The organism is Halobacterium sp. R2-5 (genome assembly GCF_011734195.1).
Classification (GTDB): Archaea; Halobacteriota; Halobacteria; order Halobacteriales; family Halobacteriaceae; genus Halobacterium.
The window spans coordinates 1,215,368-1,231,336 of sequence record NZ_JAANTH010000001.1; the positions used below are offsets into that span (position 1 = coordinate 1,215,368).

General features: G+C 69.9%; 21 protein-coding genes. 10 read left to right on the plus strand and 11 right to left on the minus strand.

Annotated features, from left to right (window positions below):
* Positions 1–84: 84 nt before the first annotated feature.
* Positions 85–390, plus strand: a complete 306-nt coding sequence (locus G9C83_RS06575) for a hypothetical protein (protein WP_167245299.1) — start codon at positions 85–87, stop codon at positions 388–390.
* Between the two features lie 46 nt (positions 391–436).
* Positions 437–886, plus strand: a complete 450-nt coding sequence (locus G9C83_RS06580) for a hypothetical protein (protein ID WP_167245300.1) — start codon at positions 437–439, stop codon at positions 884–886.
* Here the strand turns inward: G9C83_RS06580 and G9C83_RS06585 are convergent.
* The 3 genes from G9C83_RS06585 to gatC all read right to left on the minus strand — a co-directional run bounded on the left by G9C83_RS06585 (position 883) and on the right by gatC (position 3,697).
* A complete protein-coding gene (locus G9C83_RS06585; protein WP_167245301.1) occupies positions 883–1,980 on the minus strand; it encodes an alpha/beta hydrolase in 1,098 nt (365 codons plus the stop codon). The two genes, G9C83_RS06580 and G9C83_RS06585, sit on opposite strands and share 4 nt — an antisense overlap.
* A gap of 170 nt (positions 1,981–2,150) precedes the next feature.
* Entirely contained in the window at positions 2,151–3,422 is a 1,272-nt protein-coding gene (gatA, locus tag G9C83_RS06590) for an Asp-tRNA(Asn)/Glu-tRNA(Gln) amidotransferase subunit GatA (RefSeq protein ID WP_167245302.1), read from the minus strand.
* A complete protein-coding gene (gene gatC / locus G9C83_RS06595) occupies positions 3,422–3,697 on the minus strand; it encodes an Asp-tRNA(Asn)/Glu-tRNA(Gln) amidotransferase subunit GatC (protein ID WP_167245303.1) in 276 nt (91 codons plus the stop codon). Before gatC ends, gatA begins: the two co-directional genes overlap by 1 nt.
* A 158-nt stretch (positions 3,698–3,855) precedes the next feature.
* Here gatC and G9C83_RS06600 point away from each other — a divergent pair, with 158 nt between their 5' ends.
* Entirely contained in the window at positions 3,856–4,839 is a 984-nt protein-coding gene (locus G9C83_RS06600) for a transcription initiation factor IIB (protein WP_167245304.1), read from the plus strand.
* Here the strand turns inward: G9C83_RS06600 and G9C83_RS06605 are convergent.
* Positions 4,836–5,051: a cation transporter gene (locus G9C83_RS06605; protein WP_167245305.1), complete on the minus strand. Its 216-nt coding sequence runs from the start codon at positions 5,049–5,051 to the stop codon at positions 4,836–4,838. The genes G9C83_RS06600 and G9C83_RS06605 overlap by 4 nt on opposite strands.
* Positions 5,052–5,241: 190 nt before the next feature.
* Between G9C83_RS06605 and G9C83_RS06610 the strand changes: the two genes are divergently transcribed.
* Positions 5,242–5,712, plus strand: coding sequence for an NUDIX domain-containing protein (locus G9C83_RS06610; protein ID WP_167245306.1), 471 nt, complete (start codon positions 5,242–5,244; stop codon positions 5,710–5,712).
* A 65-nt stretch (positions 5,713–5,777) separates the two neighbouring features.
* Here G9C83_RS06610 and G9C83_RS06615 read toward each other — a convergent pair whose 3' ends face one another.
* Complete coding sequence (locus G9C83_RS06615) at positions 5,778–6,890, minus strand: asparagine synthetase B (protein ID WP_167245307.1); 1,113 nt, start codon at positions 6,888–6,890, stop codon at positions 5,778–5,780.
* Position 6,891: 1 nt separating this feature from the next.
* Positions 6,892–7,575: a PHP domain-containing protein gene (locus G9C83_RS06620; protein WP_167245308.1), complete on the minus strand. Its 684-nt coding sequence runs from the start codon at positions 7,573–7,575 to the stop codon at positions 6,892–6,894.
* 226 nt (positions 7,576–7,801) lie between these two features.
* Here G9C83_RS06620 and purL point away from each other — a divergent pair, with 226 nt between their 5' ends.
* A complete protein-coding gene (gene purL / locus G9C83_RS06625; RefSeq protein WP_167245309.1) occupies positions 7,802–9,916 on the plus strand; it encodes a phosphoribosylformylglycinamidine synthase subunit PurL in 2,115 nt (704 codons plus the stop codon).
* On the opposite strand, the gene G9C83_RS06630 is transcribed toward purL, so the two are convergent.
* A complete protein-coding gene (locus G9C83_RS06630; protein ID WP_167245310.1) occupies positions 9,913–10,059 on the minus strand; it encodes a hypothetical protein in 147 nt (48 codons plus the stop codon). The genes purL and G9C83_RS06630 overlap by 4 nt on opposite strands.
* A gap of 45 nt (positions 10,060–10,104) precedes the next feature.
* Positions 10,105–10,545: a universal stress protein gene (locus G9C83_RS06635; RefSeq protein WP_167244081.1), complete on the minus strand. Its 441-nt coding sequence runs from the start codon at positions 10,543–10,545 to the stop codon at positions 10,105–10,107.
* Between the two features lie 163 nt (positions 10,546–10,708).
* Between G9C83_RS06635 and G9C83_RS06640 the strand changes: the two genes are divergently transcribed.
* The 4 genes from G9C83_RS06640 (at position 10,709) to G9C83_RS06655 (ending at position 12,720) form a co-directional block, all read left to right on the plus strand.
* Complete coding sequence (locus tag G9C83_RS06640) at positions 10,709–10,849, plus strand: hypothetical protein (RefSeq protein ID WP_167245311.1); 141 nt, start codon at positions 10,709–10,711, stop codon at positions 10,847–10,849.
* A 179-nt stretch (positions 10,850–11,028) separates the two neighbouring features.
* Entirely contained in the window at positions 11,029–11,304 is a 276-nt protein-coding gene (locus tag G9C83_RS06645) for a HalOD1 output domain-containing protein (protein WP_167245312.1), read from the plus strand.
* 97 nt (positions 11,305–11,401) lie between these two features.
* On the plus strand, positions 11,402–12,214 hold the full coding sequence (hisF, locus tag G9C83_RS06650) for an imidazole glycerol phosphate synthase subunit HisF (RefSeq protein ID WP_167245313.1): 813 nt from the start codon (positions 11,402–11,404) through the stop codon (positions 12,212–12,214).
* 101 nt (positions 12,215–12,315) lie between these two features.
* Positions 12,316–12,720 carry a hypothetical protein gene (locus G9C83_RS06655; protein WP_167245314.1) on the plus strand — a complete coding sequence of 135 codons (405 nt, stop codon included), beginning with the start codon at positions 12,316–12,318 and terminating at the stop codon, positions 12,718–12,720.
* On the opposite strand, the gene G9C83_RS06660 is transcribed toward G9C83_RS06655, so the two are convergent.
* Entirely contained in the window at positions 12,717–13,001 is a 285-nt protein-coding gene (locus G9C83_RS06660; protein WP_167245315.1) for a DNA-directed RNA polymerase subunit L, read from the minus strand. The two genes, G9C83_RS06655 and G9C83_RS06660, sit on opposite strands and share 4 nt — an antisense overlap.
* A 92-nt stretch (positions 13,002–13,093) precedes the next feature.
* Between G9C83_RS06660 and G9C83_RS06665 the strand changes: the two genes are divergently transcribed.
* Positions 13,094–14,863, plus strand: coding sequence for a rhomboid family intramembrane serine protease (locus tag G9C83_RS06665; RefSeq protein ID WP_167245316.1), 1,770 nt, complete (start codon positions 13,094–13,096; stop codon positions 14,861–14,863).
* On the opposite strand, the gene G9C83_RS06670 is transcribed toward G9C83_RS06665, so the two are convergent.
* Positions 14,864–15,472, minus strand: coding sequence for an METTL5 family protein (locus G9C83_RS06670; RefSeq protein ID WP_167245317.1), 609 nt, complete (start codon positions 15,470–15,472; stop codon positions 14,864–14,866). It abuts the gene before it with no gap.
* A 53-nt stretch (positions 15,473–15,525) separates the two neighbouring features.
* A complete protein-coding gene (locus G9C83_RS06675) occupies positions 15,526–15,912 on the minus strand; it encodes a hypothetical protein (protein WP_167245318.1) in 387 nt (128 codons plus the stop codon).
* Positions 15,913–15,969: the final 57 nt, after the last annotated feature.

A 15,969-nucleotide genomic window follows, 5' to 3' on the forward strand; every position in this document is an offset into this window, starting at 1 on the left:
CCCGGATACGGTGCTGAGACGGTCGCGCGCGTACTGAACGACCCCCCACGTTTATTCGCTCGCTCGCCGTTGTCTACGAGAACGATGACAGAGCACGCGAAATCCCTCCTGCGAGAAATCGACGAGACCGCCGCGGACGTCTTCGACCTCGCGGACCGGAGGCGAGCGAAGGAGCGGGCCGGCTCCCGCCGCGACGCGTACGAGAAGGGGTTCAACGAGGTCCAGAGCCTCGCCGGGAAGCCGCAGGCCCGCGAGCTCGCGGAGTGGATCCAGTCCGAGATGCGCGAGCGCGAGGCGTTCCCGTCGGCCCGCAACGTCCGCCAGCAGGGCGCGAAAATCTGCCGGGAGAGCGGCCACGAGGTCTCGACGAACGACTGGCTCGGCGCGTAGCCGGGACACGCGCAGGTTTTTCCCGAGCGACCACCAATCTCCGCTCGTGACACTCGACGCGCCCGCACCCGACCCGCCCGAGCTGGAGGGCGACCCCGACGAGTACGACGACGTCACCGTCCAGGGAACGGACTACCACCGCGACGACCTCCAGGAGTTCCTGGAAGCCGGCGCGTGGGAGGAGGCCTTCGAGTCGTGGGCCGCGGAGACGGACCTCGACCGCGAGGCGTTCGACGTCGCCGTCGACCTCGGACTGTTCGACGAGTTCGACTTCTTCTGGGACGACTTCGCGGACCGCGTCGGCTACCACGCGCCCGGCCTCCCGGAGAACTGGCGCGAGCGCGACATCCACCCCGACCTGGAGTCGTGGGAGACGGTCTCCGCTATCAACGCGTCGCTGGCGGAGCTCGGCGCGGAAGTTTCGAACCTCCTCAAGGCGGAGTACGTCGACTGGGAGGCCGAGTACGACGCGCCCGACGACCTCCCGGACTTCTAGTTCGAGAGCGTGCGGTCGAGGAACTGCTCGATGACTTTCGGGCCGGCGGGCGGCCCGTTCGAGACGCGCTCTTTCAGTTTCCCGTCCCCAGGAGTGCACTTCGCCTTCGTAATCGTCTGATCGACGGTCGGCTTCTGGGTGAGCCCGTCGAACCCGAACCCGTGGCCAAGGTCGTGGAGTTCGTAGTACGTCGTATCGACGCAAGCCTCGCTCAGTGCATCGTAGAGGATTGTGCTCTGCTGGTACGGGACGGTGACGTCCTGCCGTCCGTGCATGAGGAGGAACGGCGGGTCGTCGGGGTCGACGTACGTTATCGGGTCGGCTCGTTCGACCAGTTCCTCGTTCTCCGTAATCTGGCCGCCGACGAGCAGTGACTCCGGCGAGTTCGGCGCGTCGTGGCTGAATCCTTTCCCGTCCAGTTGCGGGTCCATCTTGAGAAAGTCGGTCGGCGTGTACCAGCCGACGACAGCCTGCACACGGCCGGACTCCCCCGGGTAGACGGTCTTCTCAATGTCGTAGACGTCGCCCTCGATTTCCTCCACGTCGCCGGCCGTCCCGGCGAGGACGGCGAGGTGCGACCCGGAGGAACTCCCCCAGGTCGCGACCCGTTCCGGGTCGAGATTGTACTCGTCGGCGTGTCCGCGCAACCACCGAATCGCCGCCTTCACGTCGACGATGTGGTCCGGGAACGTACCTCTCGGAACGGGGTTGTCTGGCGACGGGCTGATTATCGGGTCGACGTCTTCCGGAATTTCGGAGAGCCGGTGGTCTACCGTCGCCATCGCGTAGCCGCGGCTGACGAAGTACTCCTCAAGGTCCGGCGTGTCCTTCCGCGTGTTCACGAGCCAGCCGCCGCCGTGGACGAAGACCACGAGCGGTGTCGGCTCTTCGCTGTCTGGAAGGTACAGGTCGAGTTTGAGTTCGCCGCTATCGCGCTCGGCGTACGTCAGTCCCTCGTGGAACGTGACGTCGCTACTCGGCGTCGGTGTGTCCGACTGCGCGAACGCGCTTCCCGGGAGTGTCAGTGCTGCTGCGGCGGCGCCGGCGGTGCTGAGGAACTGCCGGCGAGTCGTCAGTGTATACTTCCTGGCCATTGTCGACGCCTGCCACTCGTCACCCACCGATAATTGTTAAACGGCGAGTAACGCCGCCAAGATGCCAGTATCTGTCCGTCCGCTGGATTCGGGCAGCGCCCGCAACGAAGAAGAGATACGGTACGCCGCGCGGGTACTGAGCGCAAACCGTGGGCGACAGCGCGAACTGCTCAGTTCTCGACCGCTGCGGCGGCGTTGATAATCGTCTCCTCGCCGAACGCGGGGCCGACAAGCTGGAGGCCGACCGGGAGGCCATCAGCTTCGCCCGCGGGCACCGAGATGGCGGGGAGGTTCGCGAGGTTCACGGGCGTCGTGTTCGCGTCCGCGAGGTACATCTTCAGCGGGTCGTCGAGGCTCTCGCCGAGCTCCGGCGGGAGAATCGGCATCGTGGGGGACGCGAGCACGTCGACGTCCTCGAAGGCCTCGTCGAAGTCCTGTTTCACCCACGCGCGGGCCTCCTGGGCCTGCTTGTAGTACTTGTCGTGGTAGCCCGCCGACAGCGCGTACGTCCCGAGGAGGATGCGGCGCTTGACCTCGTCGCCGAACCCCTCCGAGCGCGCCTCGGAGAACGTCTCGTTCCAGTTGCCGTCGTAGCCGCCCGAATTCCCGTAGCGCACGCCGTCGAAGCGCGCGAGGTTCGAGGACGCCTCGCTCATCGCGATGACGTAGTACGCCGCGACGGCGTACTCGACGGAGGGCAGGCTGACCTCCTCGACGGTCGCGCCCTGCTCGCGGAGGTCGTCGATGGCTTCCTCGAACGTCTCCACGACCGCGTCCTCCGCGCCCTCGACGAGCTCCGTGGGGACGCCGATCGTCAGGCCGTCGACGTCGCCGTCGGCGGCGCTCGCGAAGTCCGTGTCCGCCCCTTCCTCGCGGGTGGTGCCGTCGCGCTCGTCCGGGCCCGCGATGACGTCGAGGAGCGCTGCGGCGTCCTCGACGGTCGGTGCGATGGGCCCGATCTGTTCGAGGCTGTTCGCGTACGCGACCAGCCCGTACCGGGAGACGAGGCCGTACGTCGGCTTGATGCCGACGACGCCGCAGAACGCGGCCGGACACCGAATCGACCCGCCGGTGTCCGTGCCGAGCGCGAGGTCCGCGTCGCCCGCGGCGACAGCCGCCGCGCTCCCGCCGGAGGAGCCGCCGGGGACGTGGTCCTCGTCGACGGGGTTCTTCACGGGACCGAAGTACGACGTCTCCGTGGTCGTCCCCATCCCGAACTCGTCCATGTTCGCCTTCCCCGGGATGGTCGCGCCCGCGTCCTTCAGGCGCTCGACGACGGTGGCGTCGTACGGCGGCACGTAGTCCTCGAGCATCTTCGACCCACAGGTCGTGCGCACGCCCTCCGTGGAGATGTTGTCCTTGACGGCGACGGTCCGCCCGGCGAGCGGGCCGTCCTCGCTGCCCTCGATTTCCTCGTCGGTGATGTACGCGTTCAGGCTCATCACGACACCTTCGGGCCCTTGAAGCGGCCGTCCTCGCTGTCGTCGGCGTTCTGCAGCGCCTCGTCCTGGCTGAGGCTGTCCTCGACCTCGTCGCTGCGCATCACGTTCACGAGGTCGGGCTCGGCGTCGACCTCGGGGACCTCGTCGAGAGCCTCGAAGTGTTCGAGGATGTCGCCGAACTGGTCGGCGAACTGCGCGACCTCCTCGTCGTCGAGGTCCACCCGCGCGAGGTCCGCGACGTGCTCGACCTCGTCGGCGTCCACAGAATCGCTCATGTCTCCGGAATTGTGGCTGGCGTCGGTAAGCGTTTCGATGCCTCACGCGGCCGGTTCGCGTGCAACCGTCTGCCACAGTCCTTTTGTGCGGTCGGCCCCTGCTTACGTACGTATTAGACGTTTTCGCGACCACAGAACCCGCCCCTCCCCAATCTCCCATGAGTGACAGAACGCGGACCCGAGACGAGCGCGAGACCGCCCGCGAGGAAACAGCGGAGCGCGAGGAGCACGAGGAATCGGAGTTACACTGTCCGGAGTGCGGCGGCGACCTGGTCGTCGACGACGAGCGCGGGGAGACGGTCTGCGAGGACTGCGGGCTCGTCGTCGAGGAGGACAGCATCGACCGCGGGCCGGAGTGGCGCGCGTTCGGCAGCAAGGAGAACGACCAGAAGAGCCGGGTGGGCGCCCCGACGACGAACATGATGCACGACAAGGGGCTGTCGACGAACATCGGCTGGCAGGACAAGGACGCCTACGGGAACAGCCTCTCGTCGAACCAGCGCCAGAAGATGCAGCGCCTCCGCAAGTGGAACGAGCGCTTCCGCACTCGTACCTCCAAGGAGCGCAACCTCAAGCAGGCGCTCGGCGAGATCGAACGCATGGCGTCCGCGCTCGGCCTCCCGAAGAACGTCCGGGAGACTGCGTCCGTAATCTATCGCCGCGCGCTCGACGAGGACCTCCTGCCCGGCCGCTCTATCGAGGGTGTCGCCACGAGCGCGCTGTACGCCGCCGCCAGGCAGGCGAACACGCCCCGCAGCCTCGACGAGGTCGCGAACGTCAGCCGCGTCGACCGCGACGAGATCGCGCGCACGTACCGCTACGTCGCCCGCGAGCTCGGCCTCGAAGTCGCGCCCACCGACCCCACGAGCTACGTCCCGCGGTTCTGCTCCGAACTCGGCCTCCCGGACGAGGTCGAGCGCCGCGCCCGCGAGCTCCTCGGGAGCGCCCAGGAAGCCGGCCTCTACTCCGGGAAGTCGCCCGTAGGGCTGGCCGCCGCCGCAGTGTACGCCGCCAGCCTGCTCTCGAACGAGCGCGTCACCCAGAGTCAGGTCAGCGACGTCGCGAACGTCAGCGAGGTCACTATCCGGAACCGCTACCACGAGATTCTGGAGGCCGGCGGCGAGCCGAACGTCGAAGCCTAGTCTTCGACGTCGTAGCCGAGCTCCTCGACCGTCTGTTCGATCTCCTCAGCGGAGACGAGCGCCTCGCCGTGCCGCACGACGACCTCGCCGGTCTCGTCGTCGACGGTGACCAGTTGGATGCCCTCCTTCTCGTGGAGCGCGTTCTCGATTTCCTCGCCGTCGCTCGTCGACTCCACGCCCGCGGCCGTGAACGTCGTGCGGCTATTCGCCATCCGCTTCCTCCCCCGATTGCCGGACAGTCAATTGCACACGACGACGTTCGTGCATCTGCGTGTTAGCCCTTGGGGCGCCCGTAGCTGCCGAATAGCTTCGTCTATCGACCCGCTCGTTTTCACGTGATTACCAGCCACGCGTCACCTGGAGACCGAACCCCATTAGGCCGGGTACCTCCTCCCGGAGCGTATGGAGACGACGCGTCACTTCACCGCGACCGTCTACGTCGTCAACGACGGCGCGACGGCGCTCCACGAGCACGACCGGCTCGGCATCACGATTCCCCCGGGCGGGCACGTCGACCGCGACGAACTCCCGCACGAGGCGGGCAAGCGCGAGGTGCGCGAGGAGACCGGCCTGGACCCGACGCTGCTCGGCGAGGCGCCCGACGTCCCCGCGCCCGACGGGTTCGCGCTGCCGTCGCCGCGCTACCAGCTGTGCTACGACATCAACGTTCAGGAGGACGGTAGCGTCGGCCACCAGCACATCGACCACGTCTACTTCGCGACGGTCCCCTCGCGGGACGTCGACCCCGCGGACGGCGAAGCGAGCGTCGACGTCTGGGAGTGGTACGACCCCGCCGACCTCCGCGAGAGCGACCTCGACGCCGACACCGTCCAGATAGCGCTGGAAGCCATCGACGAAGCCGAGTCTGCCTGAGAACACCCAGCTCGCGGCTGCGCCGCTCACTCAGTCCGTGGACTCCCTCTGGTCGTCCACACGGCTCACGGGTCGCTCGGCTCCTCGCTCGCACTGTCTGTGGCCTCCCGTTGGTCGACCACACGGCTCTCTACGTACTTCGTGACGTGGTCGTCCATCCGGCGCTTGAAGCCCGCCCGTCGGGCGAGCCGGTCGACCTCGCGGGCGACGAGGCTGCCGTACTGGACGGCCTTCTTCTCGCGGTCGCAGACCGCGTCGGGCAGCCGGTCGCGGGCCGCCTCGCGGAGCGCGCGCTTCTGGACGTCGCCCGAGACCAGCCACTCCTCGGGGAGTTCGAGCGCAGCGCGCACGACGTCGTCGTGGAGCAGCGGCGTCACCGGTTCGACGCCCGCCGCGCGAACCGCGCGCACGTCCCGTTCCAGTTGCTCGGGCAGCGTCTCCAGCACCTCTCGCCGCGCGCCCCGAATCGTGTCCGCGTCCGTCCGCGGGTCGTCCGGCGCCGCGGCGACTTTCGCGTAGCCGCCGAACAGCTCGTCCGCGCCCTGCCCGAGCGCCAGCCGGGAGAAGCCGTCCGCAGCCACTCGTTCTGCGACGAGGTAGAGCGGGAGCGCGATCTGGACGGCCATCGCGTTCGTGCGGTCGATTGCCCGCGCCACTTCGGGGACCGCGGCCTCGATGTCGTCGAGTGTCACCTCGTGGACGCGGAGGTCGTCGCTGCGCCCCATCGCGGCCGCGGACTCGCGGGCCGCTTCGATGTCCGCGCAGCCCTCGTAGCCGACGACGTACAGCGGCGCGTCGAGGTCGGCGGCGACGAGCGCGGAGTCCACGCCGCCCGAGAACGCAACCGCGAGGTCGTCGTCCGGCACGTCGAGCGCGCCGTCCAGCGCGTCGCGAACGCTCCCGACCGGGTCGTCGTCGCTCGCGGGCGGGTCGGGGAGCCGCCACGCGCGCCGCGTCTCGCCGTCTTCGCCGACGTGGCCGGCGGGCAGCAGCGTCGGGTCGGCGAGGTCGTCGGGGCTGCGGCTCCACGCGTCGCCGTCGTAGTAACAGAGGTCGCGGCCGAGCACGTCCCGGACGAGCCGGCCGTCCGGGAGCCGGCCCGCGAAGCCGTCCGCGCCCGGGAGCGGATTGCCGTCGGCGAGGGCTTCGCGGACGGTCGCCGCGAGCGCGTCGTCCATCCTAGAAGAACTCGCCGAGGCGGTTCTTCACGCGGCGCTTCGCGCCGCCGGCGGCCTGCCGGAAGCTGATGTGCCACGGCGTGCGCTTGCCCTCGACGCTCGTCCGCCCCTCGCGGATGGCGTCGAGGATGCCCTCCAGGGACTGCTCGTCTGCGCCGACGCGGGTGACCGCCTGCCCCACCATCTCGGCGATGTGGGCGTCGCTGCCGGCGGTCATCGGGAGGTCGTGGGTGCGCGCGAAGCGCTCGGCCTTCCGGTTCGCGCGGCCGGTCAGCAGCCGCGAGTTGTACACCTCGATGGCGTCCGCGGACGCGAGCTCGCCGTCCGTGATGTTCGGCGCGACGCCGCTGCGCGAGGACTGGAACGGATGGGGCACGACGGCGAGCCCGCCCCGGTCGCGGATGGCGTCGACGGTCTCGCCGAACGGCAGGTGGGAGGGGACTTCTTCGTCGACGCCGATGGCGAGCACGTGGCCGTCGGCGCTGGTCACCTCCATCCCCGGGATGCCGACGAGCCCGTACTCCTCGGCGAGCTCGGCCGCCCGCAGGCTCGCCTCGAACTCGTCGTGGTCGGTGACCGCGAGCGCGTCGAGCCCCACCGCCTGCGCCTGCTCGAGGAGCATCTCGACGGGGTCCCGGCCGTCGTAGGAGAGCTCGGAGTGCGCGTGGAGTTCGACCGAAAGCACGCGTCGTCATTGCCCGGGGGTGGGCAAAAGCGCCCCGGTCCGGACCCGCCGCGAGCGCCCTAGCGGCGGGCGGCCAGCAGCGCGGCACTGGGGTCTGTGAGCACGAGCGCCGCGTTCCGAGTGTCGCCGCTGGAACAGCGAAACCCGGGCCGACGCGAACCCGAATGTTGCCCACGTCCGTGCACATAGAAACGACTAAACCGCCGTAGGAGAACCAAGAAGGTGAATGCCACTCGCCGACTCGGACCGACGCCTCGTCGAAGCGGAGCTCGGCCGCGACCCGACGCGGGCGGAGGCCGCGCTGTTCGAGAACCTCTGGAGCGAGCACTGCGCGTACCGCTCCTCTCGGCCGCTGCTGTCCGCGTTCACCACCGACAGCGACGACGTCGTCGTCGGGCCGGGCGACGACGCCGCGGTCGTCTCCGTCCCCGGTACGGACCAACTCGTGACGTTCGGCGTCGAGAGCCACAACCACCCCTCGTACGTCGACCCCTACGACGGCGCCGCCACGGGCGTCGGCGGCATCGTCCGCGACACGCTCTCGATGGGGGCGTACCCGATAGCGCTCGCGGACGCGCTGTACTTCGGCGGCTTCGACCGCGACCACTCCCGGTACCTCCTCGACGGCGTCGTCGAGGGTATCAGCGACTACGGGAACGCCATCGGCGTCCCCACCGTGACGGGGAGCACGCAGTTCCACGACGGCTACGAGGGCAACCCGCTCGTGAACGTCGCGTGCGTCGGCCTCGTCACCGAGGACCGCCTCGTCACGGCCGCCGCGAAAGAACCCGGGAACAAGCTCGTGCTCGTCGGGAACGCAACGGGCCGGGACGGTCTCGGCGGCGCGAGCTTCGCAAGCGAGGACCTCGCGGAGGACGCCGAGACCGAGGACCGGCCCGCGGTCCAGGTTGGCGACCCGTACACGGAGAAGCTCCTCGTGGAGGCCAACGAGGCGCTCGTCGACGAGGACCTCCTGCTGGCCGCCCGCGACCTCGGCGCGGCCGGGCTGGGCGGCGCGTCCTCGGAGATGGTCGCGCAGGGCGGCCTCGGCGCGCGCATCGACCTGGCGAACGTCCACCAGCGCGAACCGAACATGAACGCGCTCGAAATCCTGCTCGCCGAGTCCCAGGAGCGGATGTGCTACGAGGTCCGCCCGGAGGACGTCGAGCGCGTCGCGGAGATCGCGGACCGCTTCGACCTCGGCTGCTCGGTCATCGGCGAGGTGACCGAGGGGAACTACGTCTGCGAGTTCGAGGGCGAGACGGTCGTTGACGCGCCCGCGGAGTTCCTCGCGGACGGCGCGCCGATGAACGACCTCGAGCGCGAGGAGCCGAGCGAGCGCGACACCGACCTGCCGGACGTCGGAGTCGGCGAGGCGTTCGACGCGGTGCTGTCGAGCCCGAACACGGCGAGCAAGCGCTGGGTGTACCGCCAGTACGACCACGAGGTCGGTAACCGCACGCTCCGCCGGCCCGGCGAGGACGCCGCCGAACTCGCGCTCCACGAAGTAGCTGAGGCGGGCGGCGAGGAGACGGCGCTCGCGTTTTCGGCGGGCGCGAACCCGAACTGGACGGCGGCGTCGCCGTACCGCGGCGCGTACGCGACGGCCGTGGAGAACGCGACGAACCTCGCGGCCGTCGGCGCCGAGCCGCTCGCGGCGGTGGACTGCCTGAACGGCGGGAACCCCGAGAAGCCGGACGTCTACGGCGGCTTCGCGTCGGCTGTCGACGGTCTCGCGGACGGCTGCCGCGCGGTCGACGCGCCGGTCGTCGGCGGGAACGTCAGCCTCTACAACGACTCCGCTGCGGGCCCCGTACCGCCGACGCCGACGCTCGCGATGCTCGGCGTCCGGGCGGGCTACGACGCGCCCGGAATGGCAGTCGCGGGAGAGGGCGACCTCGTGCTCGTCGGCGGGCACGACGAGACGCTCGGCGGGAGCGAGTACCTCGCGCAGTTCGACGGCAGCGCGCCGTTCCCCGACGTCGAGTCCGAGGGCGTCGCCGGGGTCCGGACGGCCGCGGCACACGACGCGACGCTCGCGGTCCACGACGTCAGCGACGGCGGGCTCGCGGTCACGCTCGCCGAGATGGTCGGCGAGGACGCGGGGGTCGACGCCGAAGTGCCGAGCGTCGGCGCGCTGTTCTCCGAGGCGCCGGGGCGCGCGGTCGTGGAGACGACCGACGCCGACGTGCTCCGGGAGGCCGTGGACGCGCCCGTGGTCGACCTCGGCGAAGCGACGGCCGACGGCGCGCTCGCGCTCGGCGTGGCCGGCGAGTCCGTGAACTACGAGCACGAGGAGATCGCGGACGCGCGGCGCGTCCTCGAACGCGAACTCGACTAGAAGAACGCGGGCAGCAGGTACGCGACCGCGAGGCCGACGAGCAGTACGATGAAGCCGGTGCCGACGTGGCTAGTGGAGTACTCCTGCATCGGTGACGTGACGCGGCCCGCGTCCCCGTGGTCGTCGTGAGCGTGGTCGGACATACGCGGCGGTTGGATGTGCCCTCACTTGGCAGTACCGAACCGGCGCTACTGGTCGCGGGGATGGCGGACGATGTGGACGTCGTAGCGGTCGTCCGAGGAGACGGTCTGGCCGACGGAGCTGATGCCGCCGACCATCCGGCCGGCGTTGTCGCTGCCGATGAACACGACCGACGCGTCGCGCTCGACGGCGAGCTCGCGAATCGCGCGACTCACGCGGCCGCGGGGCGCGTACCTGTCGACGACCCGGTACGCGAACCCCGCACTCGGGTCGAGGTCGGTCACGATGGCCTGGAGGTTCGCGGTGACTCGCTCGACCGAGAACTCCGTGTCGCCGCCGAGCCACCCGCGCTCGCGGGCTTTCTTCGCGTCGCGCGGAACCGCGGTGACCGCGACGACGTCCTCGTCGACGGTGGTCGCGAACCGGGTTGCGCGGTCGAGGGCGGCCCGCGAGAGCGGCGAGTTGTCGAACGCGACGACGAACGTCATGTCAGCGGCTCTTGTTCGCAGGGGGTGAAACCACTATCGACTCCCCCGACTGCTCGTACCCGGTCCGGCCCGCCGCTGCCGGCGCGCTGTCACTCCCTTGGTGACAGTGAGTAACTGAGAGAACGCGCGACCTATCCGTCCGTGCGGCCTCCTGCCCGACACCATGACACCGCCAGCTGAGGCCGACGAGTCGCGAACGGAGTACGGAATCACGGACGAGGACGCTGAGCAGATCGGCCGGTACCTGGCGAAACGCCCCCACGAGCGCACCGTCGACGACCTCCGGCCGCCCGCCGACGACTGAGTCAGTACCGGTAACGGTCAGTCTCTCGGGCTCGGAGGAGATTCGACCGCCGCACTGTGGGACGCCCCAAACTGCGTTCGAGCGGGACCGCGCTCCGACTCTCCGGAACGGGCACGGGCGGGCAGCGTCCCGAACGGAACCGCCACATGAACTTTACCGAGGCGTCCGCATTATAGCGTATGGCTGAACCGACGGAAGACAACATCATCCACCGGGAGCTGGACACGGACGCGGAGAACCCCGCAGTCGAAATCGCGGAGCTCGTCGCCGACGTCGAGGGCACGGACACGACCGAGCTGCCGGCGATGTACGACATCGCCGACCACGTTCTCGACCACCTGTTCTCGACGCCGCCGGCGCCGGAAGCCCAGTTCAAGGTCAGCTTCAGCTACGAGGGGTACCGCATCACGGTCGAACAGAACGGCGCCGCGGAGCTCATCGACACCGAAACCTGAGGAACGAGCCGGGACGGACAGCGGGAGGTGAGTGTCCCGACGGCGTGTCCGCGTTCGGACTGTTTTTGTGGGGGCGGACCCTACTCGTCGCTATCACATGGCTTTGACTAAGCGCGTCATCCCGTGCGTCGACGTCGACGTCGACGACGACGGGAACGCCGCCGTCTACACGGGCGTGAACTTCGAAGACCTCGAATACACGGGCGACCCCGTGGAGATGGCCAAACGGTACAACGAGGCGGGCGCCGACGAGTTCGTCTTCCTCGACATCACGGCGAGCGCGGAGGGCCGGGAGACGATGCTGAGCGTCGTCGAGCGCGTCGCCGACGAGGTGTTCATCCCGCTGACAGTCGGCGGCGGCATCCGTGACACCGACGACATCAAGGAGACGCTGCGCGCGGGCGCCGACAAGGTCTCCATCAACACGGGCGCCATCGAACGCCCGGAGCTCATCACGGAGGGCGCGCGGGCGTTCGGCAACCAGTGCATCGTCATCAGCGTGGACGCGCGCCGGCGCTTCGACGAGGACGGCGAGCACTACGAGCAGGTCGACGGCGAGTCCTGCTGGTTCGAGGCGACCGTGAAAGGCGGCCGCGAGGGCACCGGCATCGACGTCGTCGAGTGGGCGGCGGAGGCCGAGCGCCGCGGCGCCGGCGAGCTGTTCGTGAACTCCATCGACGCCGACGGCACGAAGGACGGCTACGACCTCCCGCTGACGGGTGCGGTCTGTGACGCCGTCTCCACGCCGGTCATCGCGTCCTCCGGCTGTGGCTCCCCGCAGGACATGGTGGAGGCGTTCGACGTCGGCGCGGACGCCGCGCTCGCGGCGTCGATCTTCCACTACGGCGAGTACACCATCGAGGAGACCAAGCAGTACCTCGACGACCACGACGTTCCGGTCCGCTACTGACCGCAAGCTAGTCGCCGGTGAACTTTCGGGAGTTTGTTTCGCGGCGCTGTAACTGTAAACGCTACGAATGATTTATCATACGGGTCGTTGAGAATAACCGTATGCCCTACTCTGGTGCGTCCGGGCCGGGGGACCCGGGACCTGCCCAGTGCTCGGACGACGGACCGCTCGACGCCGGGCGGGCCGCCGTCGAAGCCGTCGAGTGCGACTCGGCGCGCTTCGTGAGCCTGGCGCACGCGTCCGGCGGCCTCCAGCCCACGTATCTCGTGTTGACGAACAGCGACCGCGAGGCGACGCGGCTCTCGGCGACAGACGTGCTGTCGGTACCCGAGATCCAGAACGCGATCGCGTACTTCGGCGAGGAGACCGACAGCGTCCGCGTCCGCACACAGCCCGGTCGCCGCAAGGCGTTAGAAGAACACGTCGACGCGCTGGCCGAGCGCAGTCAGGCGCCGGCCTTCGAGTTCGCGAATCGCCGCTTCGAGCTGTCCGTCGTCGCCGGTTAGGCCGCCGCCTCGAACGCGTCCGCGAAGTCCCGGAGCTCGTCGCCCATCCGGCCGGCCGCCGACTCCAGCGCGCTCAGCGGGTCGGCGCCGTCCTCGGTCTTGATGGTGAGCACCGGCTCCGTCTGACCGCCGGACTGCTCGGGGTTCACGTCGTACGAGGCCGCGGTGACGCCCTCGGTCTCGAGGAGCGCGCCCTTCAGCCCGTTCATGAACGTGTGGTCCTCCCCGCTAATCTCGATCGTGAGTTCCGCGTCTCCCTTCTCGATGACCCGCAGTTCCATGCGACGTGGTTCGCCCGTATCGCGTTTCAACGTTTCGAAGCGTCGGTTCGCGGGCGGACGGTTTATGCCATCGGGGCCAGCCATCTTCCCGTATGAACGTCTCGCCGGTGGTCGTCGTCGCCGCGGCGACGGTCGCCGTCCTCGCAGCGACCGCCGCCGTCCCACGGTACCGTCGCCTCGGACCGCTCGCTCGCGCCGCGCCGCTCGGCGTCCTCCTCGGCATCGCCGCCGCCGCGGCGCTGGAAACCGTCGGCGTCTGGAGCGCGGCCGCGTACGCCGCCGTCGTCGCGCTACTCGCGACCGGCGCGGCCGTGATGTCGGTCGGCGAGGGACGCGCGGTCGTCCGGCGCGTCCGTAGCCGGCTGCTGTTCGGCGTCCCGTGGGGGACGCTCGCCGTCGTCGCGGGCGTCGCCGCGTTCTACCTCGTCGTCCAGTTCGGCGCGGCGGGGTCGCCGCTGGTCGTGCCGTTCGTCTCGTGGTCGTACTTCTACCCGCTCGGGACGGTCACGTCCGCGTTCGCGCACGCCAGCCTCGGCCACGTCACCGGGAACCTGCTCGGGACAGTCGCGCTCGCGCCGCTCGCGGAGTACGCGTTCTCGCACTACCCGACGGAGCGCGGCGAGTCGTCGTTCGGCTCGTGGACGACGAACCCCTACGTCCGGGCGTTCGTACTGTTCCCCGCGGGTGTCCTCGCGCTGGGACTGCTCACGGGCGTGTTCTCCTGGGGCGCGACCATCGGCTTCTCCGGCGTCGTCTACGCGTTCGCCGGGTTCGCGCTCGTGCGCTTCCCGCTGGCGACTGTGCTCGCGGTGTCCGCGCGCGAACTGCTCTCCTTGCTCTGGTCGGTCCTCCAGAACCCGATCACGTACGCCTCCGCGTCCTCGTCGTTCTCGGCGCCGTGGTGGGCCGGCGTCTCCGTGCAGGGCCACCTCTTCGGCTTCCTCGCCGGCGCGGTGCTGGCGGCCGCGCTCGTCGCCCGCCGCGACCGCGGACCGTCTGCGGCCCGCGTCTGGTTCGGCGCCGTCGTGCTCGGCGCGTCGATGTCGCTGTGGGCGGTGTGGTGGTACGGCGGCGTCGACGAGTACGTGCTGTTCCGCGCGCTCGGGCTGTTGCTCGTCGCCACGCTCGCCGTCCTGCTGACCGCCGCCGTGCGCGCTGACGCGGCCACCCTCGTCCGCGACGTCTCCACGCGGAAGGTCGCGTTCGCGCTGCTGCTGTTGCCGGTCGTGACGATGTCGCTGGTCGCCGTCCCGGTGAACCTCACCACCGTCGCGGACGCCGACCTCCCCGGCGATCCCGTGGAAGTCCGGGGCTACGAGGTGACGTACGCCGAGGACGTCACGAACGAGCGCGTCGCTGGCGTCGACCTGCCGTACGGGAGCGAGGCGACGAACGTCTCGGCGAGCGGCGTCATCGTCGCGAACGACGGCCGCGACATCTGGACGGAGGAGGTGAGCGCGAGCAGACTCGGGTTCTACGGCGACCAGACCGTCACCGTGGGCGGCGTCGGCTGGAAGGAGACGGTCGGCGTCCACCGCCGCGGCTGGGTGCCCGCGGGCGGGGACGCCGTCTACAACGTCTACGTGACGCCGCCGGACGAGTCGACGAGGCACGTCTACAGCTCCGAGGGCTCGACGGCCGACCCCGTCGTCGGCGGCCGGGCGGTGCGCGTGGACGCCGCTGGCGGCGGATTCGGGCTGGAGGTCCTGCGGAACGACACGGTCGTCGAGACCGTCGAGCTCCCGCGGGGCAACGAGTCCGTCGACGCGGGCGGGCTGACGTTCGCGCGGAACGAGAGCCGCGTGCTCGCGGCGTACGGCAACACTACCGTAACGATCGCGACCGAGGAGTCCTACGAGTAGTCACCACTCGATGCGGAACGCCTCGACGTCGAGGCGCTCGCGCTCGCTCGTGTGGAAGTCGAACTGGCGGGCGACGTCCAACTCGGCGGCGAACGCGTGCGTGACCTCGCCGCCTCCGTCGGCCGCGAACGACTCCACGAACGACTGGCTGCCCGCGTTGTGAATCGAGTACGAGACGCTCGCGACGTCGGCGGTGGCCGCGAGGAACGCGCGGTCGGCGTGTTCGCTGCCGCGCTGCGCGCCGAACGGCGGGTTCATCACGACCGTGTCGACGCTCGCCAGCGGCGGCCGCGTGGCGTCTCCGAGCAGCCAGTCGACGGCGACGCCAGGGTCGACGCGCGCCTCGTTCTCGCGCGCGACGGCGAGCGCTTCGCGGTCCCGTTCGACGGCGAGGACGCGCGCGGGCTCCCGGGTGGCGGCGCCGAGCGCGAGTATCCCCGTGCCGGTGCCGAGGTCGGCGACCGTGCGGCCGGCGAGGTCGCCGTGGAGGTCTGCGAGGTGGAGGAGGTGGGCGGCGAGGTCCGCGGGCGTCGGGTACTGTTCGAGCGCGGCGCTCGGGTCGCGGAACCCCTCGACCGCGGCCAGTCGCTGTTCGAGCGCGCGTTTCACGTCCGCAGCGAGGGCTCGGGGAGCGAAGAAAGCTACGTCACGCAGCCGGTCCGTCAGTTCAGTGAGAGGCCGTTGACGTCGACGGCGAGGCCGTCGCGGCGCGCGCGCTCGGCGACGGCGGAGAGGGCGGGACGGACTTTCTCCGGGGCGGCGGCCTCGCGGACGTCGACAGTGAGGCGGTTCGCGCCGAGGAAGGAGGCGTTCTCGACGAGGTCGCGGAGGCGGTCGGCCTCGCGCTGGGTGGCGAGCGAGCAGTCCTCGTCGAAGGCGGCGTCCACGGTGACTTCGGCGGGAACGTAGCCCTCGTCGGCGAGGTCGTCGGCGAACGCGCGGAGGTCCTCGCGGGACGCGTCCGCGATGGCGCCGGCGTCGACGGCCACGGGCGTTGAGTCGGTGGGTCGACAGCCCTCGACGGGGCCGGACTGGCGTGACGTGCTCATGCTACCTCACCATACATGGTAGAAATACAAAAAGGTTTGTTAATGCACAGTAGTAAT